This window comes from Plantibacter sp. ME-Dv--P-095 (genome assembly GCF_030209365.1).
GTDB lineage: Bacteria > Actinomycetota > Actinomycetes > Actinomycetales > Microbacteriaceae > Plantibacter.
Genome location: NZ_JARVSB010000004.1, coordinates 175,932 through 200,430 on the forward strand (window position 1 = coordinate 175,932; position 24,499 = coordinate 200,430).

The window sequence follows — 24,499 nt, forward strand, 5'->3', positions numbered from 1 at the left end:
CGGAAAACTCTGGATCGTTGTGGCGGCGCTTCGGTCTCTGTCGGCACCAGTACGGTCTTCGGAGCCGACCAGGAGCGGGCTCGCTTCGCTGCCGCGGGCATCACGGAATCGACGCTCGCGCTTCGCTGCGGTATCGCGGGGGATGAGTTTGATCATTCGACGCTCCTCGTCCGCGACGACGTCCGATCGCAGCCACACGGGTGACCGGAAATCCGTGATCGGATCAGGGAACTCTGGATCCTTGATCTTGTATATCCGCACCGTCGGTATTGAGATCCCGGGCATCTCGGGTGCTTCTTCGTAGTTCGCGAGGTCGCGCGCTCTGATCCTGCGGGTCAAACCCGAGGCGTGTCACCTTAAACAGATCCGCGAGCTCTATACGAGACCATGGAGCCATAGACTTTTGCTGCAAGCGACTTGTTCGACGGGTGGCGCTGGCAGTGAAGGCTGAGTGAGGCATGGACCACAAGCATCATTATGTTCCGCAGTTCTACCTCCGGTCGTGGGCACAGAGTAGCCAGCTATCTGTCGCGAATCTGGAGACCGGTGCGCGATTCAAGCGGGCAGTACTCAGGACTGCGATGGAGTTCGGTTTCTACGCTGTTCCCCGGAATCCTGACGATCCTGAAGTCCTTGAGAAGCTCTTCAGGGATCTGGAAGCACGGGCCGCCGCGGTGTTCGCGTTGGTCGAGGCCGGTGTCTGGCCGCTGGACGACGACAGCCGCGAGACCCTCGCCCTATTCGTCATCGTCCAGGCCCTTCGCGGGCCGGATCAGCGGCAGCTCATGAAGGACTTGCAGAAGGCAATCACCGCCCGCGAGACCGCGCATGTCGCGCAGATCGGGGCCGGCGCATGGATCGAGAAACGACTCGGGTTGAGGCTCCCTCCAGACCAAGCTGAACGTGTTTGGGCGGAGGTGGCGCGAGAGAAGGAGCCCTACGTCGTCATCGACGCAGAGTTTCACTTCGAGCAGGTTGCTCGACTCGCTGAGATGGCGCTCCCGCACGTACTCTCACGTAGGTGGACCCTTGTGCGCTTCGACGGGCCAGCGCTCTTCACGTCTGACCTGCCGGTCAGTGTCGATGATCCTGATCGCCCGAACGCATCGTCCGGGCTTATAACCGCGAGAGCGATCACGTACCCGATGAGTCGGCAAAGTGCTCTCATACTCGAGCACCGCATGCCTGCGAGGTCGGACGGAGGAGTCGGCGATGCGCACGCAGATCAACTCGACCGGCGGGTTATAGGTGGGCGCGATGAACAGCGGTACCTCAACGACCGGACGTCTTGCAGCGCACACGCGGAGCTCCTTTCCCACCCCAACGATGCAGATCTAATTCCCGCGCGGTTCATACGAGCTCGGGCGTCCACGAAAACTTCGACCCTGCATACAGAGCGAGTCGACTACGAGAATGATCGGGCTTAGGCATGCGTGTGGCAGCACAGTCCTTCGAAGGGGCAGTTCGCTACCAGGACCTGCGCGCATATTGTCGGCGATTCGACAGGGACGCGTCGCTGCGAATGCTGAGCGTACTGTCACGGGCGTGGGATGGTCAGACTGCAGACGAGCACGGTCGCGTCAAGCCTTTCCTGCCGTGGGACATCGCTGGGATAGCAGCGACTTTCTTGCAATGGGGGAGCTCCGGGGGTGGCACTCCCAGCGCTCATGAGGTTCAACGGATGTGCGGGATGTTCCTCAATGTAGAACATCCCGACCTCGGCGCGCCTGCGCCAGCCTTTCCGATCGTCCTGAGGCTGCTCTACTCACAATTTTCGTTCCAGGCGCCCGACGCCAAAATGCACTGGGCGCGGGCAGTGGGCCTATTTCGGGACACCAAGTTTCGGGATGGATACGAGCCCGAGGTCATGACACCCGGTTGGCAGGAAGAGCTACTGGGCTGTTCTGTCGAGCAATGGGTTTCTGTTGGCTTCGCCCTCCACGCCGCTCTGCTAAACGGCAGCGTGTTCCCGTTTGATTGGACTCCGGACCTCCAGGCGCCACTAAGTGCGCTTGGAGGGGCCGAAGGTTTCGATCGCGTCGTGCGTCAAGGGTTCACAACGACGCTGCCCGCGTATCGGGAGGCTCGACGGAGTCACGTAGAACGGTTCGGCGGAACCCCCGGTCAACAGTTTGTTCGCGAACCATTCGCATACAATCCGCTGTTCACGACTCCTCTTATCGAGGGCATCGCAGAGAACTTCGTCGCGCCCTGCTTTCCCGCCATTGAAATGAGGGCATCTGCTCTCGGCATCGTTCACGAGGGCACAAGAAAGTGGGGAGAGGCCTTTCGGCGCGATGCGGGCCAGCTCTTCGAGCAGTACGTCGGCAGACAGCTGCGCCAGGTTGTCGCGGCGCTAGTCTTGCCCGAACGGGAGTTCGGCCCCAAGAAGCAACGCGGGAAGAGCATCGACTGGTTTGTGGTGTTGCCCGACGTGGTGCTGCTCATAGAGTGCAAAGGTATGGTTCCGACCCGCTCTCTCCAAGAGGGTTTTGGCGCGGTCGAGCAGGCCCATGCACGCCTCGCGAAACCTATCGATCAGATAAACACTGTGCGCGCACTGGAGCGCGGCCACGAGGAACTGGCCGATATCCCGAGGGATCGGCCATTTGTGGCGCTGATTGTCACGTTCGGGAACTTCATGCTCGCGAACGGCCCGGATGTGCGCGAGATCCTCCCAACGGCGGAGATACCAACCGCGTTCGTGGGCGTAGATTATCTGGAGGCGCTGGTCACGACGGACACGGCGGAGATGAGCCGGTACTTCGCTGAAGCGAAGATCGATAGCAAGCAACCGGGCGTTCTGCAGGTGGAAGACACAGAGCTCGTCGGCGGGACGAACAGCTTGCTCAAGGGTGCCTTTATGTCCTTGCCCATCATCTCGCTTGCTCCACGCCGGTAATCGAGACGCAGCACTTTCTTCAGCGCCGCTAGGCCCAACGCATGCAGGTTCTCTCACTCGTCGTTGGTCTCCTCGTCAACGCCTATCCTTGAAGCCCGACCATGAGCCACCCCTACGCCGAACTTTCGCCAAGTTACCGCCCCGAACCGTTCAGCTGGCCCGGGCCACGTCGATTCTCGTGATTAGGTCAGCAGGGAGAATGGCTTGCTAGCGGAGAGTCATCGCCTGGCTAGTCCATTCCAGGGATGCGCTCAACTTCGCAATACGCGCCGGGCTCGCCGCGCAGGATCCCATCATCAGCGAGCGCGTCACCGCCCAACGCGAGAGTGATCGTGAGGTCCGCGATGACATTGACCGGATCACGGATCGCGAACGGTTTGTACCACGGCGGCAAGGCCTCCGACAGGGCAGGATCCAGGTCGTCGCGCGCACTGTTTCCGTCAGCAGTACACAGCCCGCCTGGCCGGCTGCGGCAACGGGCGCAGAGTCGAGGTGAAAACGTGGATACGCTCCGGTGCTCCTGCACCTTGCAAGTGCTCCCCAATGTCGAGGCATTGAGTTCTAGACGATCCGGTTATCCCAGGTCAGGGGCACTTTAATCATTCACCGCGATACCGAATTGGGTAAGTTACCTGTCACCATCTACGGCGTTCGTCAAGCTGTTTATCGTTTTCGCGATCTGAGGTCATCCGGGCCTTTGCCCAGGTAGCGACCGTCGAGTAGAAATCGTGTGCTGGAGTGCCTTCCGGGTACCCGGCCGCAAGAGCTCGTGCACCCTCTGCGAGAGCGACCTCGTCGGGGTTGTCCTTGCCGACCGTGCGGCTTTTCCAACCATAGGCAGCCGCGCTGTGCAGTGCGCGCGTAGCGCGTTCGCCGAGTTCTTGAGGCAGGGTCTGAACAATCGTGATCACTTGCTCAACGAATTGAGGTTGCTCGAGGACAAGGGATTGCTCGGCGTGATCAAGAAGACTCGCGGCGAGCCGAACCTCGGGTTCAGTTCCCGCGCGCAAGAGACTCAAGATCAAGGTGAGTACCTCCTGATCGAAACTGCCGACGATCTGCTTGAACAGTTTCGTCCCGTGCATCTCTCGCTGCCAGCTGTCGGCGCTTGAGAGCCACACCGCGAGCTCGCTCAGGAGAGCACCGAAGTCCGGACTCTGTCGGAATTCGAGATGGGAGTCCCAACGGAACGGGATCGCCTCGTACTCTCGACCTTCCTTCTCCGAGTGATCGATGCGAGCCTGTAGGAAACGCAGTACGGACATCGCATCCAGTGGAATCTGAGCATTGAGGAGCTGGCCGAAGGCATACGAGGCGAGCTCTGGAGTGGCGACGAAGCGATCTAGGAGACGTTGCCTGACCTCGGACGGCAGGGTATTCCACGCAACGACTCGTCCGTCGGCGAGCAACGCTGCGATGTCTTCCGCGACGTGTCGATCCGACTCGGCCGGCGCTCTGGTCATGATTTCGAGTACGAGTTCACTCTCGCTTGGATCCCACCAACGCGCAGCTGTCAGTAGCCGCGAGCTGACCTTCGGGTCGCTAAGCTGCGCGAGCTCGCGAACGACATTTCGGGCGACAGTGCTGAGGGACCCGCTGATCTCGAGCGTCGCCGACGCGGCGATCCAGGCGCCATCTGGTCCGAGTCCGATGAATGCACGTGCAGCGTCGACAGCGGTGCTCTCTTGCTGAGCGATGAGGGTCGCCAAGGCCACCCGTTGAAGCGAGTTCTCCGCTTGGTCGCCGAGCCGGATCGACGCTAAAACGACCTGCACGAGCGTGAGGCGTGCGGCGAAGAGCCGGGCGAGGAAGTGGTCCGAGGACTGGAACCGTCCGGTCGCGGCTTCTTCTCCGCGGAGAAGTTTAAGCAGATGCTCGACAACCTCAGCGTCCTCGCCGGCGGCTGTCCATTCCCTGATCACGCCCTGAATCGTCGATTCAACGATCTCTTGAGAGTGCTCGTATCGACCGTGAGCAGCGCCCTCGGCATCTTCGATCGTGTCGTCGTCTTCGTCGTCATCAAGTCCCCAGCCTCCGCCACGGATCAGGCGCGTGACGAGGTAATCGTTGTCGACAGCCAGGTCGCGCCGGAGTTCGCGAACCAACGCACGCCGTTCGCCATGCCCGTAACCCGCGTACCAATTCATCGCTCGGAACGCAGAGAGTCGCACGTTTGGCGAGACCTCAGGGTCGGAGAAGGCGGCGTGAAGCGCGCGGGACACCTTGTCGAATTCTTCGTCCACCGGTTCGTCGCGGTTCTGTGCGTTGAGGGCGTCCCCGAGCACTTCGATAGCGTTCAGCCCGACTCGAGGGTCGGCATCCTTGATGTGTGCTCCCGCGATGGCGATGGCATGCCCGCGGATCACCGCCGTGTTCTCGAGGCTCACTTGGAGGCGTGAGAATTCAAGCGTCATCCGTCGTGATCGAGTGACCGTGACTTCGAAGGCCAGGAGGGGTCGCAGCAACGTCATGATCTGTGCACGAGCTTGCGCGAGCGAATCGTAGTCGAGCCAGCTTTCGACGACGTCCACGAAGTCACCGTTATAAGCGACCGGCTTTTCTGGCCTATACTCGGCCATCTCGCGCAGCAGGCGCATGGCGTGGGACGGGTTCTGGTTTTCGGCGCGAGCATCCTGAAGGCCAATATCCAAAAGCAGCCGCATCCCTCGAGGCAAGTACTCACGGGAGTAGCAGGCATTGCGGATCAGCTGAGCAAGCTCGAGCTCGGTGTTTCGCGCGGTCTTGTATCGCTCACCACCCCAAATGCCGCTGAGCGGGTCCAGCTCATCAGGCGCCGGGTCAGCAATGATCTGCTCGGCGAGCGCGAGAGCGAAATGGGGGTGCACTGGCGCGACTGCCTGCACTCCGTGAGACAGCGCGATCCGCTCTGTATTCGAGAGCATCTTCACGGAGGTAATCAGAGCATCCCACAGGATCTCTGCAAGATTCGAGTCCGAAGTCAGCCGCCGGTGGAAGTCCACGATGCTCACGTTATTGATGGCGTTCGCAAGGGCGCTGCCGTGGACAACTTGCGCGACGTGAGCCGCGAACAGGTTGTCCGTGCCCGAACGACTGACAAGCGCGCGTTCGAGGAGCGCCTCACCAAGTACATCTGGAACGACCCTGACCGACTGTCCGCGCCGGAGTACGACCCCCAGATCCTCGAGCGCGTTCACTGTTTGCATAACTTCGTGTGCAGAAACTCCGCCAAGTCCTGTGAGCGCTTCGAGGAACTCTGGCTCATCGAGTCGGGCAGGCTGAATCGTTGCGATCGCCGCGAGCACCTTGTTGCGAGCGGTGTCACCGTGCCCGCCCACGACGACGTCCGCGAAGTGCGTCAGGATGTGGCTCTTCAGCTCGGCGTTCGAGGTGAGTTCGTGGGGCGAGAGGTTGCCCGCTCGGACTAGGTGAGCGCCGAGGACGATAAGCAGCGGGCAGTCGTAGCCAATCGCCGCAAGTGCTTCTACTACAGAACGCTCTGCGCTATCGCCGAGCGCGGTCTCAGCAAGCTTTTCGGATGCCTCCAGGCTGAGATCACCAACGGCGACGGTGATCGACACCGTCTCGGCGTCACTCAGCCCGAGAGCCGGACCAAGATCGTCGAGCGCATTCGGGCGCACCGCGAGCACCACCGTGGCGTTGGGGCGCGCATTTCGAATGCCGGCAAGCACCGCGTTGAAGTGCGCGTCCGGATCCAACGCATCGTCGATAACAATGACCGGCGCTCCTTCGGGTAGAACGTCGTAGGCCTCTGGTGCAATCGCGCCCTTCGCAGCGAAGCGCACCTCACGAGCCGTCTCGGTCCGCGCGAGCTCGATCAGCAACCTACTCTTGCCGATCCCCCCGCGCCCTGCGACCAAGACGAGGGGATGATGATCATCGATCAGATGCGACAGCTGGGTGAACTCGGCCTCGCGTCCGGTGAGCTCGAAGTCCTTGTCATACGCGAGGCGCCCGGCGAGCGCGATGTCGAACTCGTTGACGTCATACCACGGCGATCGGTCGCGCACTCCAAGGAAGTCCTCACGGATCCGAGGGAAGTAGGCATCAATGAGGCGCAGCTGACGATCGAGGGGGAGTTGGCGTACTCGCGAGGCCAAGTCCTCACCGTCCCAGAGCTCCCAGCCCGAGTGCTTGATCATTTCTAGTCGAGCCTTCGGTGTGGCGGTGGGGCGACTCAACGCGAGAATCCCGGATGACACGTTCGCTTCCGGTAGGACCGCGTTCACTGCTGCTTCGACATCGCCCGGACCAAAGGACCGTTCGTGCTTGCATTGCACGCCGACTCGCTTGTCCCCAACGATGGCGAATACATCGACGCCGTACTGCTTGAAGCCGGTCGAGCCATTTCGTGTCACCTCCCACGTCGGGTGAAGTTCACGAAGAAGATCTCGAACGAAACCTTCAAACGCTTCGTCGCTGAGGTGCTCAAACGGAAGCAGTCGCAGGCGAGGCTGGCCCGCAGGGGCGACTGGCTCGTTGTAATCGCCAGCGGCGCGAAGCGCGTCGACATCAAGCCCGAGAAGTTCCGCGAGCGGAGCGAGCTGGGCCGCCCGCGGCCGGGACATGCCACGCTCCCATGTGCTCACCGCCTGTTGCCCAAGGTCAAGGTGAAGCGCGACCGCCTGCTGGTCGAGGTTCTTGGCCTGGCGTGCTGTCTTGAGCAGGGCGGCGAGCGCGGGGAACTTCATACCGTGCATCCTACACGCATTAGATGCGTGCACGTATTGAATCCGTTCGAATGCTAATTTTGAGTGATCGGTTGGCAGGCTGGCGACCGGGTTTCCCCGATTCGGAGTTTCGCTGCCGCTTGGTGCCCCGGGCGTGCTCGCCGCGCAGGACCCCGGCACCAGCGAGTGCGTCACCGCCCAACGCGAGAGGGATCGCGAGGTCCGCGAGAACCTTGCCCGGATCGTGGATCGTGAACGGTCTGTGCCACGGCGTCAAGGCCTGCGGCAGGGCTCGACCCAGGCCCGTCGCGCACTGTTTCCGTCAGCAGCGCACCGCCCGCCTGGTCGACCGTCGCAACGGGCGCAGAGTCGAGGTGAACACGTGGATACCCTCCGGTATTCATCACCGTGAAAGCGCTCCCCAATTCAGAGGCATTGGGTTCCAGACAACCCCGATCATCCCAGGTGAGGAGGACTTTCATCATTGACCGCGGCGCCGAACCGACTGATAGGCGCGAAAGCCCGCAGCTAACGCGCATTGATCCCTGACTGTTTCTGCATCTGCACGACCACCATCGACGGATCGCCGACGGCACGAAGCCACTCGATGGGTGACAGCTGCTCGACGCCGCGTACCAGTCCGAGGGCTGGTGTAGTCATAAATGCGTGGGTTGTCTCGGGGCTCCAGTTCTTGGGAATCGCAGCTACCACGACAGGAACGCCAGGGAGAAGGCCTGTTCGGTCCGCGAATTGCCACATCGGGTAGCGCCTTCTCTTGCCGACTTTGAAGGAGCAGATCCGTCCGTACTGAGCGAGACGACGTAGGTGGCGTAGTCCCACGTCGAGGCAGCGTGACGCTTCATCATCACTGAATGAGTCGACCACGGCCTCGAGTCGAGGCTTCCAGGCAGGTGTCACAGAATTGGTCGAGCAGACGTCTCCTCCGACAAGCTGCTGTTCCGGCACGGGCCCGTTTCCCAGTGGCTCGCGTATGAAATCGGTGATCGTTTGCAAGACAGCATCAACGAGTTTCCAGTCGCGACCGGTGCGGGCTGCAGCCTCGATCAAGCGGTTCAACGACGACCACGTGCTGGTGATGTCCCCAAGGTCTTTCTTCGCCGACTCGAGCTCGGTCTCATCTGCGTGCGCAGAGGGCTGGGGCTCCATCGTTGCTATCCGAACGCCCCGAGTACGGCGGCAATAGGCTGCGGGTGTTTCCCGCCCATCAACCACTGGACGGGCGTCAGTGGGATGCCATCGGCCGTTAGATCATGTCGGGGAGTCGACATGAATTCGTGGATGCGGGACAAGCTCCATCCCTCGGGCATCGCCGAAGCAACCACGTTAGTGCCAGGGACGACGGGCCGGTTCGGGCCGCTGGCGAACTGCCAGACAGGATACAACCAGCCTCCGTTGCTGCGAACCGAGTGGAGGAATCCGCCGTCAGTGAGGCGCCTCAAGGACCTGGGAGCAATACGAAGTAGTGAAATTACCGCGTCCGAGCTGAGAGACAGGTCAGTTGCGAGATGGTCCGAAATACCGCAGTCCTCCGGCGCAGGGTGGGGGCCGGTTGCTCGCAGGCGCTGGAGTTCGCGGGAACGCTCGCGGAATCGATGTCCCACTCGAAGACTTCTGGTGACCTGCTTCTCGAATCCGATGTATCCACGTCGACGCCACTCGATCGCGACGTGACCGCGAAAGCTGCCGTTGCCTGCCCGCCGTTCCACGACGTCCCACTCCACAGGTAGACCGGCGGGCACCCCACACGAGTCGGGGAGGAGATGCTCGAAGAGCTCCCGGAATGTGGGCCCTTGTTGATGGCGACGGCGATACTGCGCGATGAAAATGGCCGCGGCCAAAGCCCACTCGTCCGCGCTGTCCTCCGCCGTGAAGTCTTCGAAGGTGTAGCTCCACGTGGCAGGCGGCGGGTGAGAAACGCCACGCCACCAGCTTGCCCATGCTTTACTATCCGCCACTTTCGCCGTCACAATCGCGGTCGCTGCGCGAGCCCTGCCCTTCGGTGCGACCGCGGTGTCCGTAGGGCGGGCAGCACACGTGCAGAGTGGAGAAGATTCCGGCAGAAGTCGATTGTTTCGTATGGCCACCGAAATTATGCCACACGGACTAGGCCACATCGATGCGGCGCCCGAACGACCCTGGACAGGTGGTAGCAAGAGATGAGCAAGTCGACGCCGAATGGGCAGATTTCGCGCATCGACTCGCGGTTCGACTTCGCCAGTTGCGCAGCAATGCCGGCCTCAGTCAAGAGGACGTTGCCTACCGAGCTGGGCTGGCCCGCTACACGTATCAGCGATACGAAAAGGGTGAGTCCCGGGCCGGTGTCCCGTCGAATCCGCCGCTTCGATCGCTACTTGCGCTTGCTAGGGTCCTCGGCGTGGAACTCGCTGAGATGGTGCCAGAACCTGCCCCAGACCTTCGAGTTCGCTGAACGCAATCACTTGAGGCACGGTTGCCTAGGATGGGTGGGTTGCTCGTGTAGTGAGAGCAGCGGCGTGTCCTGCCGACAGGGCACCGCGGAGCCAGCGTGGCCTTTCGTGGCGCGCGTCGAGCGGGGCATGAGCGGAGGCTGTTCGAAAGCTGTGCGCCGACCAGCTGATGGATTGGCCTCTCGACGGCGACCTCGCCGGATGCCTTGCTGTTCCTCCATGCTGAGGCGACGCTGCGCGTGCTGCCCCTGGTCAGAGGCCAGCACTTTAGCTGTGGCCGTCGTCCTGCTTCGCGATGTGCCCTCTGGGACACCGTGCTTGGGGCAGTTCGCAGGAAGCCGCCGGTCCATTCGTTGGGCGATCCATCGCGTGCTCAGTCTGGGCCGTATCCGTGTTGATCGGCGCAACTTGAGTACTTCGTGGTTCATTGGTGTGATGGGTGGGAATCGAAGGTCGCGGTCAAGAAAGTCTCGGACGGCACGCGGTGTTGCGAGCGGAGACCCTCACACTCAATCGATTGCCGAAACAGTCCATCGGCAGATGGGCCTCATCGGAGAGCTTGCTGTGACCGAATCGCCTATCGAAGAGGCCGATCGGCGAATTGCTGAGCAGGTCACTGACCTCGTGGCGAGAATCGGTGCTCACCGCGCAGAACGAGTGGTTGAACTCGCGAGGTTGGCTTGCCTTCCCTGGGGAATCGGCGGTCAGATCAAGCCCGATACCCAGGCGGGGCCAGCGACAGCCGAGCTGATAGCTCTGATCGCGCTGACAGTAGACGAAGCAGAGGTCGACGGATCTGCCACTGACGAGACTCCGAACTCCCTTTATAACGAGGCACACCAATGGGCCGACGCCGCCAGAAGCCTCGTCGAGCTTTGCCAAGCGAGAGAGCTCATCGTTTTGAGCGGTCGGCCTCGAGGTGATCTTGATTCGATCGCGTTCTCGGCGCGTTCTGCAAACGTATGGATGCGCAACAGCTCTTACTCGGACATGGTCAAGGTGACGCAGGACGCTCTTTTTGGGCACGGCGGGACCACCACGGCGCTCATCAAGCGATTGGGCTTCGATGCTTCCGACGCGTACGTCGTGTTGACAGGACTACATGATTTGCAGATCGAGCGCATGAATGACCGCTTAGGTGAGTGCTTTCGCGCACTGGACTACGCCCACGCGGCCGACGTCACCCGGGATGACCTTGAAGAGGCGCAGCGTGTTCGATCAGCTGTCAATATCGGATGGCAACCGACCGCCAATCTGGTTGCAGTTTCACCAGCAGAATTGGCGGTATACACAGGTCTCGCATCCGATGTAGTCGACAGCGTGCTCGAAGTGTTTTCAGTCGATGTGGGCCAAGCCGGTGCTCGGGACATCCTCGTCGGGTTTGTTGCGGGAGACAACCCGCTCCGCACAAATCCCGTGATCCGCACGCGACGCAACGAGTACATGCTTGTGCATGATGCGCTCACGCTTCCTGCAATTAGAGAAAACCTGGAGCAGCGACTCAAGGGACTCCCCGAATGGGAGCCTTACCAGCACTGGCGTGGTGAACTACTCGAAAGCCTAGGCCGCGCCGCGCTGGAGCCGATGCTCCCCGGTGCCACAACCTACGCCGGGTTTCACTACTTCGTGCCGTCCGACGAGGCCGAAGCTCAGGGGGCCGCGGCCGGCTACACGAAAAAGGTCGAAGGGGATCTCCTGCTAATCCTCGATGATGTGGCGATCATTGTTGAGGCGAAAGCGGTGGCTGTCACGCCGGCCACTCGGTCGGGAGAGACGCGCAAACTTCGACAAAACCTGACTGGCATTATCAGCGTGGCAGCAGAACAGGCAGCTCGCTTGCAGGTTCGTATCGAAGACGATGGCGGCGTGCGATTTCACGACGGCGGTTGGCTCGACCTCAGCCAGATTCGGGAAATCCATACGGTCGCGCTCACTCTAGATGATCTTTCAGGTGTTGCGACGGCCACAAGCGATCTCGTCGCTGCCGGCTTGCTTGATGACAGGCATATCCCATGGGTTGTGTCTATTCATGATCTTCAGGTGATAGCGACCCTAGTAGCGAGACCAGCGGAGTTCCTCTTGTACCTGCGCCGCCGGCGCGATCCGGAGGTCTCGCTTGCGTTCGCGGCGGCTGACGAACTCGATCTGTTCCTCTACTTCTTCGAAGCCGGCTTGTTCGTCGAACCTGACCCGCAGAAGGTTGCGGCGGAGTTGCCCTACGTCAAGGCGCCTTCTCCGGGCGAGCTCCGTCGCCGAGCGAGTCAGGCGCGTGTCTACATCAGCAGCAGAACGGATCCCCTTGATGCTTGGCACTACGCACAAATTGACGATTCGTTGCCGCGAGTACCGAGGCCGACGCGCTCGGAGAGCCCAATGAATCAGCTGGTCGACGAAATCCAAGTTCGCCGCTTCCATGCCTGGCTCAGCATTGGCGCAACGCTCTTGTCCGGCTCGACAAAGGCACAGAGGAGCTGGCAGCAGATGCCACGTGATCTCTTCGCCCGTACATCCGGTGACGGAAGACAGCGCACCCAAGCGGTCCCCGTTGGCTCTACGCTGAGCGAGTCATGGCTCCTCGTCTGGACGACTCGACCGATTCAGCGTGACGTCGATGAGATCGCCCGAACAACCCGCGCATATCTGCGCGCCAAGAAGTACCAGATGAGTCTCACGCGGGGCGTCGCGTTCGTCTTCGATGAGGTGAGCCGCGCACTCGCCGACGTCATCTACGACGGTGCGCCTCCGACTCCAAACGCAGAGCTTGATCGCATGGTTGAGACGCTCTTCCCGATACAAAAGATGGCGGCGCCGCTTCCGCCGAAGGCGAAGGGAATCACCTCCACCCAGGCGAAGAAGAAGCGTCGGCGCCGGTGAGCAGGATGTCGGGCGTGCTCACCGTTCCGAGTAGGTAACTCTCTCGGAACGAAGTACCTCGTGGGGAGACCCATGACGGGTCCACCCCACGTTGTCCCAGAATCCTCTTGAAACGGGGCCGTCGTTCGGTGCGGTCAACTTGGGTAGCGGGTACATTTCGCGAAGTTCGAGAAGTACGGCACGTCCTACGCCGCGACGTTGACTCAACGCTGCGACCTCGAGAGCTACGAGGTCCAGCTGCCCGCTTGCCATCGATCCGAGCACCGGGTTGGACAACGCATGCTCGTGAAGGTTGAATTTGCAGCGGGCCACTTCTGCGCCAGTTCGCTCAATCAAAAGCCAGTGTTCAGAGCTGTGCACCGATGACTGCCGCCCCCACCAAGGCTTGACGAACTGATTCGACGCTGCGAACGGGTGCCAGTACGCGCCCCTGCGTGCGGGACTGATCTCAATCAGCGAAAGGTCCGTCAAGTACATCCTTGGACGACAGCGCCATCAATACGGCTCGCCCGGATGGGAGCGCTGTGACACCCAGCAGCCACGAGCGGAAAATGTGCGTATCCACGAGTCGTCGTCCGCCGTGCAACACGCATGAACACTCCAAAGAACGGCTGGGTCCTCATCACCCTCATGAGGGCCGGACTCGTCCTCCTCATCTGGGGTGTCGCCGGCCCGGCGCTCACGCAGGTGTTCGAACAAGCCACCGACCGTGTCTCCGGCATCTGAGCCCGAGGTCGGCGGATGGCGGACGAGGCTCGTGCGCGGCGAGGACGGATCAGCCGTCGCCGAGTTCGTGTTCGTCGGAGCGATTCTCACCATCCTGATGATGTCCGTGGTCCAGCTCGCGCTGGCCCTGTACGTCCGGAACACGCTCATCGACGCGGCGGCCGAGTGTGCCCGGTTTTGCGCACGAGGCGATCGTGTAGTGCTCCGCGGTGACCGGATCGCATCGGTCCTCCTTCCCGTGCAAATCCGCTGTATTGATCTCGAGGTCGAGTGCCACGTGATTTTCGGCGTGCTCCGTCCAGACGAGGTGCGCTGTCGTGATCGTGGCGCGAAGTGCGTTGTCGAGCCAGTCGAGCGGGCGGTGCTGTGGATAACTTCTGCGGGGAGTGGCGCGTCTTCGTCAGGATGGCGGCATGGGGACAGCGGCTGAGATCATCACGGCGCGCGTGCGCGACCGGGTGCGCGAGGAGTTCGGTGAACCGAGCCGGCGCGGTGGAGCAGGGCGGATCGCCCGTGAAGAGGTGCGTCGGTACAACGAGCACGCGTTGAACGACGCCACACCGCTCATCGACGACGAGCACGGCATGACGAGTGAGGTGCTCGCCGCGGTGACCGGCTTCGGGGCGATCCAGCCCCTGCTGGACGACCCGAGCGTCGAGGAGATCTGGATCAACGAGCCGACCAAGGTGTTCGTGGCACGTTCCGGGGTGTCGGAGCTCACCGACGTCATGCTCGGCGAGGGCGACGTCCGCGACCTCGTGGAACGGATGCTCCGAGCGACCGGACGTCGGGTCGATCTGGCCAACCCGTTCGTCGACGCGTCGCTGCCGGACGGGTCCCGGTTGCACGTCGTCATCCCGGACGTCACCCGGCGCCACATGTCGATCAACATCCGCAAGTTCTCCGCGCGGATCCGCGACCTCGGTCAGCTCGTCGCCGCCGGATCGATCAGTTATCAGGCCGCGGAGTTCCTGCGGGCCAGCATGATCGCCGGTGCCAACCTGCTGGTGTCCGGGGCGACGCAGGCGGGGAAGACCACCATGCTCGGCGCGCTCATCGCGGCACTCGATCCCGCCCTCCGGATCGTCACCGTGGAGGAGACCTTCGAGCTCGCGCCGGGCAATCGGGACGTCGTCGCGATGCAGTGCCGACAAGCCAGTCTCGAAGGGACGGGGGAGATCACCCTCCGGCGCCTCATCAAAGAGGCCCTGCGAATGCGGCCCGATCGCATCGTCGTCGGGGAGGTCCGCGAGGCGGAGAGCCTCGACCTCCTGATCGCCCTCAACAGCGGGCTGCCCGGACTCTGCAGCATCCACGCGAACTCCGCTCGCGACGCGATCGGCAAGCTCTGCACCCTGCCGCTGCTCGCCGGGCGCAACATCGACTCCGGGTTCGTCCGACCAGCCGTGGCGTCCTGCGTCGACCTGGTCGTGCACTGCGAGCTCGACCGCACCGGTCGTCGGAGGGTGGCCGAGATCATCGCGGTGGGCGGGAGCGGGGAATCCCACACGATCGAAGCCTCCACGCTGTTCGAACACCGCGACGGCGAGTTGCGCGCGACCGGGCGGTTCCCGCTCCGCGACGACAAGTACCGGTCGGCAGGCATCTCGCTCGCCTCGATCCTCACTGCCGGCGAGCGATGAGTCTCGTCGTCGGCGCGCTGCTCGCGGCCGGGCTGCTCCTCACCCTGGCGCCCTGGTGGTGGCCTGAACCCGAGCCGCTGCGGGCGAGGCTCGAGCGGTGGCGTCCCGTCGCTGCCCTTCGGGAGCTCCTCATCCTGGCCGGGCTCCCCGGCCGGTATTGGGCCGCCACCCTCGTGGTCGCCGTGCTCGCCGGTCTGGTGTCGGGTGCCGTCGTGCAGGGTCTCTGTCGGGTCATGCCGCTCAGCGCGGTCGTCGCCGTCGCGGGACTCGTCGCACCGGTGATCGTGCTGCGCGCCCGCGCCGCCGCCCGTCGACGCCTGCAACGCGGGCTCTGGCCCGACGTCGTCGACCACCTGCTGTCCGCCATCCGGTCGGGACTCTCGCTCCCGGACGCCGTCGCCGCGCTCGACACCGTCGGACCAGCGCCGCTCCGCCCAGCCTTCGCGGCGTTCAGCGCCGACTACCGGGCCGCAGGGCGATTCGCGGACGGCCTCGACGACCTCAAGACCGCACTCGCGGACCCCGTCGCCGACCGCATCCTCGAGACGGTCAGGATGGCGCGCGACGTCGGCGGCACGGAGCTCCCAGCGGTGCTGCGAGCGCTGTCCGCCGGTCTGCGCGAGGAGTCGGCGATCCGTACCGAGGCCGAGGCGCGCCAATCCTGGGTCGTCAACGCGGCCCGGCTCGGTGTCGCCGCGCCGTGGGCGATCCTCCTGCTGCTCTCCTCCCGGCCGGAGACCTCGGCGGCCTACAACTCGCGCGAGGGCGCGGTCCTGATCATCGCGGGCGTCGTCGTCTCGGCGCTCGCCTACCAGGCCATGCTCCGCGTGGGTCGCCTGCAACCCGAACGACGGTGGTTCCGATGAGCGCCGACGGCGCCTGGGCGCTCTGTCTCGGCGCGACGCTGGGCATCGGCCTGTGGGCACTCGCGATGCTGCTCCCCGCGCTCGGCAGGCCTCGGCTGGCGGACCGCATCGCGCCCTATCTGGTCGACCTCTCCAGCGATGCCCGGCAGCGGGCGGCACGACGTTCGACGGACCCGTTGCCGGTGATCGGAACGCTGCTGGTCCCGGTCCTCCGCGCTCTGCGCTGGCTGCTCGGCCTTGTCGGAGCGGACCAGGAACTCGTCGTCCGCAGACTCGGGCAGGCCGGAGGTCCCACGCTGGAGCGCTACCGACTGATGCAACTGCTGTGGGGGCTCGGGGGCTTCGCCATCGGAGCGGCGCTTGCCGTGCTCGCGTTCAGCGGCGGTCGACTCCCGCTCCCGTTCGCTGCGGCGCTGCCCGCGCTGGGCGCGGTCGCGGGCATCGTCCTGCGCGACCAACTGCTCAACCTCACCGCCCGCCGCCGGCTGGCGCGCATCGAGGAGGAACTCCCGACGGTCCTCGAGTTCCTCAGCCTGAGCCTCGCCGCCGGCGAGGCGATCACCGACGCGATGGACCGCGTCGCACGGATCGGTTCCAGCGGTGAACTGGGGAACGAGTTCCGGCAGGTCATGGCAGAGGTCTCGACGGGGATCCCGTTCGCGCAGTCGTTCCGTCAGTTCGAGGCCAGACTCGCGATGCCGACGCTCTCCCGGTGCGTGGACCAGATCCTCGGGGCGCTCGAACGCGGCACCCCCGTCGCCGCGGTGCTCCTCGACCACGCGCACGACGGACGCGACACCGCCAAACGCCGCCTGCTGGAGTCCGCCGGGAAGAAGGAGGTCGCGATGCTCGTGCCCCTCGTCTTCCTGATCCTTCCCTTGTCCATCATCATCGCCGTCTTCCCCGGAGTCTTCGTGCTCCGCACCGGCTTCTAACGAAAGGTCCCACATGTCCTCCCCCCTCCTCCCGCAACGCCTCCGCGACCGAGGCCGGGCCCTCCTCGACGAGGACCGCGGCGATGTGCCCGGTTGGGTGCTCATCACCCTCATGACGGCGGGGCTCGTCCTCTTGATCTGGGGTGTCGCCGGCCCGGCGCTCACGCAGGTGTTCGAGCAGGCCATCGAGCGTGTCTCCGGTATCTAAGTCCGGCGGAGGACGCCTGCGTCGTCGGTGCGCTCGGGAGGAGGACGGTTCAGCCGTCGCCGAGTTCGTGTTCGTCGGTGCGATGCTGACTATCCTGATGATGTCCGTGGTGCAGCTCGCCCTCGCGTTGCACGTGCGGAACACCCTGATCGACGCTGCCGCCGAGGGAGCCCGTCTCGGAGCCCTCGCCGACACCGAACTGCTCGACGGTGCCGACCGGACACGGCATCTCGTCGCCGTGGCGGTGGGGGAGGCCTACACGGGCGACATCCGTGCGTCGCTTGCCGATCGTGGTGGTGTCGGCGTCGTCACCGTGACCGTCCGTGCTCCGCTGCCCGTCATCGGACTGCTCGGTCTCCCGGGCGCGTTGGAGGTGGAGGGCCGTGCGGTGCTGGAGACGCTCGAGTGACCGGACCGGCGGATCGGCGGGCGCGCGGGACGACGATGGTTCGGCTTCGTTGGAGTTCATCACCGTCGGCCTGGTCCTGCTCGTCCCGTTGGTCTACCTCATCGTGGCGCTCTCGGAGATCCAGGCGGCGGTGCTGGCGGCAGACGGTGCCGCCGTGCAGGCGGCGAAAGCGTACGCACGGGCACCGGACGACGCCACGGGTCGGACTCGTGTGGACGATGCACTCGCACTCGCGCTGGCCGACTTCGGGCTCGACCGATCGGCGGCTTCGGCGCAGCTCGGCTGCCTGCCAGCCGGCCTGCCGTGCGGCCAACGGGCTGGATCCGTCAGCGTGAGGATCGACATCCTGGTGGCCCTGCCGCTCATGCCCGACACCGTCGGGTCGTGGGCGGCGGTGCCGGTGTCCGGATCCGCGACGGCGCCGATCTCACGATTCGACGACCGCGACGGTGAGGCAGGATGACGGGCCCGCGATCGGGCCCGGCCGGCCGCGACCTCCGCACCGACGACGGATCCACCATCCTCCTGACGATCGGCTTCGCCGCGGTGACGCTCGCGGTCGTGCTCGTCGGGATCGCCGCGACCTCCCTGTACGTCGAGCACAAGCGCCTCCTCGGGCTCGCCGATCGACTGGCCGCCACGGCTGCCGAGTCGTTCTCGATCGACGACGTCGTCATGCTGCCCGACGGCTCGTTCCGGCCGGTCCTCGACGACGCCGCCGTGGCGTCGAGCGCCCGCGCGACACTGGCCGCCGAGGGCCCAGGTGCGCTCACCGGCGTCGAGATCCTCGAGGCCGTCACCCCGGACGGGCGGGGCGCTGAGGTCTCCCTGGCATCCGAGTGGCGTCCACCGATGCTGACGCTGTTCGTGCCGACGGGTGTGCGGATCGAGGCGACGGCGAGCGCCCGCAGCGTGTTCTGGTGACCACGCCGAACGGCTCGCTACCGATCAGGGGAAGGGCCGAGAGCCGCGGTCGATGAAGCGGGGGATGAACCGGAACAGGAGGAACGCGCCGATCAGCCCGACACCGCCGATGGTGCCCGCGGCGAGGGAGATCGATGCGGCCGCGGTGATCCCGGACATCGCCAGCGGAGCGGCGGCGGTGCCGGCGTCTCCGAGGAAGCGGTAGGCACCGAGGAACGGCGCCGGGCGGTCCGGCGGCGCGAGGTCCGATCCGAGGGTCATGAGGATTCCGCTGCCGAGACCGTTCGAGAGTGCGAGCACCAGAGCGACGGCGATGAACCAGACTGCGGCGCTGTCGAGGTCGTGCGTGAACGCCAGGATGATGAACCCCGAGCCCAGACCGATCATCGAGGGGACGGCCGTCCAGATCCGGCCCCAACGGTCCATGATCTGCCCGCTGGCGTAGAACAACGCGAACTCGACCGCTCCGACGACGCCGATGATGAGTGCCGTCTCGGTCTCGGACAGGCCGATGCTCACCGACCACAGGGGGAGGAGCACGGCACGGCACGACCGCATGGCCCCGACGAGAGCGGCGGTGGTCCCCATCCGCGTGAGGACGACGCCGTGGGCGCGGATCGCCGCGAGCAGCCCGCTCGACTCCGCTGCCGCGAGCTCCTCACCCTCGGTCCGGGCTTCGCCCTCCGGGCCTCGGGTAGGGCTCGGCCGACCGAACATCTCGGCCGGGTCGGGGAGCACCAGCAGCGTCACCGCGGACCCGACGCAGCACACGACCATGACCCAGAACGCCGCCTGCGAGGTGCCGGTCAGGTGGATGACGCCTGCGGCCAGGAACGGGCCGATGAAGGTGCCGGCGCGGAAGACCCCGCCCAGCGAGGAGAGGGCCCTCGCGCGGTAGCGGATCGGCACGTACGTCGTCATGAAGGCATGCCGCGCGAGGCCGAACACCGCCGTCGCGAGGCCGATGCAGAAGATCCCGAGCGCGAGGACGAACGGGTTCGGTGAGATCGCCGCGGTCGCGACACCGACGACGGCGAGCAGGGCGGCCCACATCATCGCGAAGCGTTCGCCGATCCGGCTGACGATCCACCCCGACGGCACGTCGCCGACGAGCTCCCCGAGCATGATGAGCGACGAGATGACACCGGCGACGGCCAGCGTCGCGCCGAGGTTCCCCGCCACAGCGGGGATGATCGGGATGATCGCACCCTCGCCGATCGAGAACAGGAGGGTGGGGAGGAAGACCGCGACTGCGACGGAGCGCAGGTTGAACGGGCGTTCTTCGGAAGTCATCTGCTCGATCGTACGCCCGCGGCACTGCGCGGTAGGCTGATCCCAAATGTTTGACTTGGACCTCTCCACACAGATCAGTACCCTCCGCTCGACCTTCGACGACATCCGCAGCGTCGTCGGCGTCGACCGTCTCGAAGCCGAGATCGCGACGCTGAGCGAGCAGGCGGGTGCCCAGGATCTCTGGGACGACACCACCAACGCGCAGAAGGTGACGAGTGCGCTCAGCCACCGTCAGTCCGAGCTCGCCCGGATCACGAGCATCGCGAACCGTCTCGACGACCTCGAGGTGCTCATCGAGCTCGCCACGGACGCCGAGGACGAGGAGTCGGCCGAGGAAGCCCGCCAGGAGCTCATCAGCCTCCAGAAGGTGCTCGGCGATCTCGAGGTCCAGACCCTGTTGAGCGGCGAGTACGACCCGCGTCCGGCCGTCGTCACCATCCGTGCGGGCGCCGGCGGTGTCGACGCGGCCGACTTCGCCGACATGCTCTTCCGCATGTACCTGCGATGGGCTGAGCAGCACAAGTACCCGGTCACCGTCATGGACACGAGCTACGCGGAAGAGGCCGGGATCAAGTCGGCCACCTTCGAGGTCGACGCACCGTACGCCTTCGGCACCCTCAGCGTCGAGGCCGGGACGCACCGGCTCGTCCGCATGAGCCCGTTCGGAGCTGCGGGAAAGCGACAGACCAGCTTCGCCGCCGTCGAGGTCATCCCGCTCATGGAGGAGACGGAGATCGTCGAGATCCCCGAGTCGGACATCCGGGTCGACGTCTTCCGGTCGAGTGGCCCCGGCGGTCAGTCGGTCAACACGACCGACTCCGCGGTGCGGATCACCCACCTGCCGACGGGCACGGTCGTGTCCATGCAGAACGAGAAGAGCCAGATCCAGAACCGTGCCGCGGCCATGCGCGTGCTCCAGTCACGACTCCTCCTCATCCAGAAGGAGCAGGAGGCGGCCACCAAGAAGGAGCTCGCCGGCACCATCACCGCGAGCTGGGGCGACCAGATGCGCTCGTACGTGCTCGCGCCGTACCAGATGGTCAAGGACCTGCGGACGGAGCACGAGCAGGGGAACCCGGCAGCCGTGTTCGACGGCGATCTCGACGGGTTCATCGCCGCCGGGATCCGGTGGCGTTCGATGTCGAAAGCCGAGTAGCCGGACCCGGACATAGTGTTCGCCCAGCCCTCGTACAGGGTGCGGATCGCGGGCGTGTCCTGCCCGTAATCGGCACGCCGCTCCTTAAGCTCAAGGAGCCATGATTCGGTTTGATCACATCTCCAAGAAGTATGCGGGAACCTCGCGTCCCGCCCTCAACGACGTCGATTTCGAGATCCTTCGCGGAGAGTTCATCTTCCTCGTCGGTGCTTCGGGATCCGGGAAGTCGAGTTGCCTCCGCCTGATGCTGAAGGAGGACAAGCCGAGCAAGGGCAAGATCCATGTGCTCGGCCACGACCTGGGTTCGATCTCGAACCGCAAGGTCCCGTACTTCCGTCGCAGCCTGGGTGTCGTCTTCCAGGACTTCCGGCTGCTCCCGAGCAAGACGGTCTACCAGAACGTCGCCTTCACCCTGCAGGTGATCGGCAAGTCACGCGGATTCGTCCAGGAGGCCGTTCCCGACGTCCTCAAGATGGTCGGTCTCGACGGCAAGGCACAGCGACTCCCGCACGAGCTCTCCGGTGGTGAGCAGCAGCGTGTCGCCATCGCCCGAGCGATCGTGAACAAGCCACAGATCCTCCTCGCCGACGAACCGACGGGAAACCTCGACCCGGCGACCAGCGCGGGGATCATGCAGCTGCTCGAACGCATCAACGCCGGTGGCACGACCGTCGTCATGGCCACCCACGAGGCCGGCTTCGTCGACCAGATGCAGCGTCGGGTGATCGAATTGCAGGACGGCCAGATCGTCCGCGACGAACGACACGGTGGGTACGGCACGACCGCCGCCATCCCCGGGCTCGTCCGAGGGTCGTCGAAGGCCGCCGCCCCGTCCGCCCAGCAGGCGCCGATCACTGCATCGACGCCCGCGGTGGCTGTCGCAGAGACCCCGTCGGTCCCGGTGACGACCACGACGTCCTCCGTTGCAGCGAGCGCCGAGCCCACGACGAGTGCCGTGGCAGCCGCCGCGGTCGCCGCCACCGCCGCCACGCCGACGGCTCCCGCCGCAACGGCCGCGTCCAACGCGGTCTCGCGCGACTCCTCGCCCCAGAACGACACCGAGGAGTCGACGACCCGCGTTTCCGTCGCGACCCCGATCGAGGAACCGGCCGTCACGCCGGCCGCCGAGCCGGAATCGCCGGTCGTGCGAGCCGAGGAACCGGTGACGGATGTGACCGAGGTCGACGCGGCGACGCCGGAAGCGGAGTCGGCCCTGCCGCCGGCGGCCACGGTCCCGGAGGTCGCCCCACCACAACGCCTGAGCAATGCCACCGGACCCATCGGGCTCCCGGCGCGCAACGAGATCGACCCGATCGAGGTCGAACACCTGTCGCTCGCCGAGCGGCTCGGCCTGCGCGCCGCCGCGCGCGGCTCTGAAGACGGAGAGCAGAACGTGGGGCCGACCAAGTGAGACTCGCACTGATCTGGTCCGAGGTCTGGAACGGCCTGCGCCGCAACGTCTCGATGGTGGTCTCCGTCGTGCTCGTGACCTTCATCTCCCTGACCTTCGTCGGAACGGCCGTGCTGCTGCAGATGCAGATCGGCCAGATGAAGAACTACTGGTACGACCGCGCTCAGGTCGCCATCTACCTGTGCACCGCCGACAGTGCCGGCGACACCTGCGCCGCCGGTGCGGCCACGGAGGAACAGCGCGCCGCCGTGCAGAGCGCGTTGGAGTCGTCGACCCTCGCCCCCTTCGTCGACAAGTTCTACTTCGAGGACCAGGCGCAGGCGTTCACCAACTTCCAGGAGCAGTTCAAGGGCAACGACATCGCGCAGTTCGTCACCGCCGATCAGCTCCCCGAGACGTTCTGGGTGAACATGAAGGACGCGTCGCAGTCCGACGTGCTCGTCGAGGCGTTCTCCGGCGTCGCGGGCGTGGAGCAGGTGACGGATCAGCGCCAGTATCTCGACCAGATCTTCTCGGTCCTGAACATCGCCAGTTACACCGCGATCGGGATCGCCGCGCTCATGCTCGTCGCGGCAGCCCTCCTGATCGCGACCACGATCCGGCTGTCGGCCTACTCCAGACGCCGGGAACTCGGGATCATGCGGCTCGTCGGTGCGTCGAACCGGTTCATCCAGACACCGTTCATCCTCGAGGGCGTGTTCGCGGCACTCATCGGCTCCGTCCTCGCGGCCGGGGCGGTGATCACCATCGTCCAGGTGTTCGTCCAGGGATACCTGGCGGACCGCATGCGGTACGTCAACTTCGTCGATCTCGGAGACGCCTTCGTGGTGTTGCCGATCCTGCTGCTCGTCGGCGTGCTGTTGGCCGCGATCTCGGCCAACTTCGCGATCTCGCGGTACCTCAAGGTCTAGTGGGGGAGCGGTGCGGACACCGCGCCGCTCGCTCTGCGTTAGACTGACAGGCTGCCGCGATCGCGGCCGGTCCGTTCCGATGGATCCGAACCAGAACGTCAGGAGTACACCGTGCCGAGGGAACGGGGCGAGAACGTCGTGGCCACGAACCGCAAGGCCCGCCACGACTACACGATCGAGGACACCTACGAGGCCGGCATGGTCTTGACGGGTACCGAGGTGAAGTCGCTGCGAGCCGGTCGCGCGTCGCTCGTGGACGGATACGCCTTCATCGACCGCCGTGAGGCGTGGCTCGACGCGGTGCACATCCCCGAGTACGGCCAGGGGACGTGGACGAACCACCCGCCGCGGCGCAAGCGCAAGCTGCTGCTGCACCGCGAGCAGATCGACAAGATCGCGCACAAGATCGCACCGGGTGGGTTCACGCTGGTGCCACTGAAGATCTACTTCAAGGACGGCAAGGCCAAGGTCGAGATCGCCGTGGCGAAGGGCAAGAAGGAGTACGACAAGCGGCATGCCCTGCGCGAGAAGCAGGACACCCGCGAGGCGGCTCGCGCGATGGCCACCAGGAACCGACTCGGCGAATAGGGTGACACGACCGCCGGCGCGCGGTACACTTGAAAGCTGCACCGGAAGGTGCTCGTTCACCGCTCGCGGTGGATTGACAACTCGACAGCGTGTGACAACGACCCTCTTCACCTCGGCGACGGGGTGCTGAGCGCATGGGGATGATCGGTTTCGACATTGCCTGCGAAACTGCGAGAAGCGGGTCGAGGATGCAGGGTTATCTCGTTAACGATCTCTGCAAAACAACAAGTGCCAACTCTAAGCGCACTGACTTCGCCCTCGCTGCTTAAGCGAGCCCGATAGTCCGTCAGACCGAGCGTGTCCCCGTCTCGGATCCTGGCGTCATCTAGGGGACTTGCTGGATGACGGAGCCGCGACGTCATCCGGGACTTTTCCTCGGCTGGGCCCGTCGACCAAGATGCCCTTGTCAATGGTCGGGGCCGAGTAGAACGCATTAAGGGATACGCCCGTAGAAGGCGCAGAATCACAGCAGTGGACGGGGGTTCAATTCCCCCCATCTCCACACCTGGTCGTTGTCACACGCCGTCGGTTCGACG

The 24,499-nt window shown here is 64.6% G+C and carries 20 protein-coding genes and 1 other RNA gene; 18 read left to right on the forward strand and 3 right to left on the reverse strand.

The window, feature by feature from the left end; genetic code table 11:
- Positions 1-458 precede the first annotated feature (458 nt).
- Together QRN26_RS05955 and QRN26_RS05960 are read left to right on the forward strand one after the other, a co-directional pair.
- Complete coding sequence (locus tag QRN26_RS05955) at positions 459-1,427, forward strand: DUF4238 domain-containing protein (protein ID WP_285035867.1); 969 nt, start codon at positions 459-461, stop codon at positions 1,425-1,427.
- A gap of 263 nt (positions 1,428-1,690) precedes the next feature.
- Positions 1,691-2,902 (forward strand): hypothetical protein, encoded by a 1,212-nt coding sequence (locus tag QRN26_RS05960; RefSeq protein ID WP_285035868.1) that lies wholly within the window; start codon positions 1,691-1,693, stop codon positions 2,900-2,902.
- Positions 2,903-3,537: 635 nt separating this feature from the next.
- Here QRN26_RS05960 and QRN26_RS05970 read toward each other — a convergent pair.
- Together QRN26_RS05970 and QRN26_RS05975 are read right to left on the reverse strand one after the other, a co-directional pair.
- A complete protein-coding gene (locus QRN26_RS05970) occupies positions 3,538-7,593 on the reverse strand; it encodes a helix-turn-helix domain-containing protein (RefSeq protein ID WP_285035869.1) in 4,056 nt (1,351 codons plus the stop codon).
- A gap of 507 nt (positions 7,594-8,100) precedes the next feature.
- Positions 8,101-8,739: a helix-turn-helix domain-containing protein gene (locus tag QRN26_RS05975; protein ID WP_285035871.1), complete on the reverse strand. Its 639-nt coding sequence runs from the start codon at positions 8,737-8,739 to the stop codon at positions 8,101-8,103.
- 970 nt (positions 8,740-9,709) lie between these two features.
- Between QRN26_RS05975 and QRN26_RS05980 the strand changes: the two genes are divergently transcribed.
- From QRN26_RS05980 to QRN26_RS06030, 11 genes are all read left to right on the forward strand, one after another.
- Complete coding sequence (locus QRN26_RS05980; protein ID WP_285035872.1) at positions 9,710-10,021, forward strand: helix-turn-helix domain-containing protein; 312 nt, start codon at positions 9,710-9,712, stop codon at positions 10,019-10,021.
- Between the two features lie 538 nt (positions 10,022-10,559).
- The gene (locus tag QRN26_RS05985) at positions 10,560-12,893 is read left to right on the forward strand and encodes a hypothetical protein (RefSeq protein WP_285035873.1); all 2,334 of its coding nucleotides are present in this window, start codon (positions 10,560-10,562) and stop codon (positions 12,891-12,893) included.
- A gap of 591 nt (positions 12,894-13,484) precedes the next feature.
- Entirely contained in the window at positions 13,485-13,619 is a 135-nt protein-coding gene (locus QRN26_RS05990) for a hypothetical protein (protein WP_285035874.1), read from the forward strand.
- Positions 13,620-13,719: 100 nt separating this feature from the next.
- Positions 13,720-14,049: a hypothetical protein gene (locus QRN26_RS18915; RefSeq protein ID WP_350223916.1), complete on the forward strand. Its 330-nt coding sequence runs from the start codon at positions 13,720-13,722 to the stop codon at positions 14,047-14,049.
- Positions 14,033-15,262, forward strand: coding sequence for a TadA family conjugal transfer-associated ATPase (locus tag QRN26_RS06000; RefSeq protein WP_056778219.1), 1,230 nt, complete (start codon positions 14,033-14,035; stop codon positions 15,260-15,262). The genes QRN26_RS18915 and QRN26_RS06000 overlap by 17 nt, the downstream gene beginning before the upstream one ends.
- A complete protein-coding gene (locus tag QRN26_RS06005) occupies positions 15,259-16,128 on the forward strand; it encodes a type II secretion system F family protein (protein WP_285035876.1) in 870 nt (289 codons plus the stop codon). Before QRN26_RS06000 ends, QRN26_RS06005 begins: the two co-directional genes overlap by 4 nt.
- Positions 16,125-17,063, forward strand: coding sequence for a type II secretion system F family protein (locus QRN26_RS06010; RefSeq protein WP_285035878.1), 939 nt, complete (start codon positions 16,125-16,127; stop codon positions 17,061-17,063). The genes QRN26_RS06005 and QRN26_RS06010 overlap by 4 nt, the downstream gene beginning before the upstream one ends.
- Before the next feature lie 13 nt (positions 17,064-17,076).
- Complete coding sequence (locus QRN26_RS06015; RefSeq protein WP_056007134.1) at positions 17,077-17,271, forward strand: hypothetical protein; 195 nt, start codon at positions 17,077-17,079, stop codon at positions 17,269-17,271.
- On the forward strand, positions 17,255-17,680 hold the full coding sequence (locus tag QRN26_RS06020; RefSeq protein WP_350223912.1) for a TadE/TadG family type IV pilus assembly protein: 426 nt from the start codon (positions 17,255-17,257) through the stop codon (positions 17,678-17,680). The genes QRN26_RS06015 and QRN26_RS06020 overlap by 17 nt, the downstream gene beginning before the upstream one ends.
- 49 nt (positions 17,681-17,729) lie before the next feature.
- The gene (locus QRN26_RS06025) at positions 17,730-18,143 is read left to right on the forward strand and encodes a TadE family protein (protein ID WP_285035879.1); all 414 of its coding nucleotides are present in this window, start codon (positions 17,730-17,732) and stop codon (positions 18,141-18,143) included.
- Entirely contained in the window at positions 18,140-18,604 is a 465-nt protein-coding gene (locus QRN26_RS06030; RefSeq protein ID WP_285035880.1) for a hypothetical protein, read from the forward strand. The genes QRN26_RS06025 and QRN26_RS06030 overlap by 4 nt, the downstream gene beginning before the upstream one ends.
- Positions 18,605-18,628: 24 nt before the next feature.
- Here QRN26_RS06030 and QRN26_RS06035 read toward each other — a convergent pair whose 3' ends face one another.
- Positions 18,629-19,897, reverse strand: coding sequence for an MFS transporter (locus QRN26_RS06035; protein ID WP_056778205.1), 1,269 nt, complete (start codon positions 19,895-19,897; stop codon positions 18,629-18,631).
- 46 nt (positions 19,898-19,943) lie between these two features.
- Here QRN26_RS06035 and prfB point away from each other — a divergent pair, with 46 nt between their 5' ends.
- The 5 genes from prfB (at position 19,944) to ssrA (ending at position 24,468) form a co-directional block, all read left to right on the forward strand.
- Positions 19,944-21,053: a peptide chain release factor 2 gene (gene prfB, locus QRN26_RS06040; RefSeq protein WP_056007124.1), complete on the forward strand. Its 1,110-nt coding sequence runs from the start codon at positions 19,944-19,946 to the stop codon at positions 21,051-21,053.
- Positions 21,054-21,153: 100 nt separating this feature from the next.
- The gene (gene ftsE, locus QRN26_RS06045; protein ID WP_285035881.1) at positions 21,154-22,464 is read left to right on the forward strand and encodes a cell division ATP-binding protein FtsE; all 1,311 of its coding nucleotides are present in this window, start codon (positions 21,154-21,156) and stop codon (positions 22,462-22,464) included.
- The gene (gene ftsX / locus QRN26_RS06050) at positions 22,461-23,375 is read left to right on the forward strand and encodes a permease-like cell division protein FtsX (protein ID WP_056007118.1); all 915 of its coding nucleotides are present in this window, start codon (positions 22,461-22,463) and stop codon (positions 23,373-23,375) included. Before ftsE ends, ftsX begins: the two co-directional genes overlap by 4 nt.
- A 111-nt stretch (positions 23,376-23,486) precedes the next feature.
- Positions 23,487-23,963, forward strand: coding sequence for an SsrA-binding protein SmpB (gene smpB, locus QRN26_RS06055; RefSeq protein ID WP_056007115.1), 477 nt, complete (start codon positions 23,487-23,489; stop codon positions 23,961-23,963).
- Between the two features lie 136 nt (positions 23,964-24,099).
- Positions 24,100-24,468, forward strand: a transfer-messenger RNA (tmRNA) gene (ssrA, locus tag QRN26_RS06060).
- Positions 24,469-24,499 lie beyond the last annotated feature (31 nt).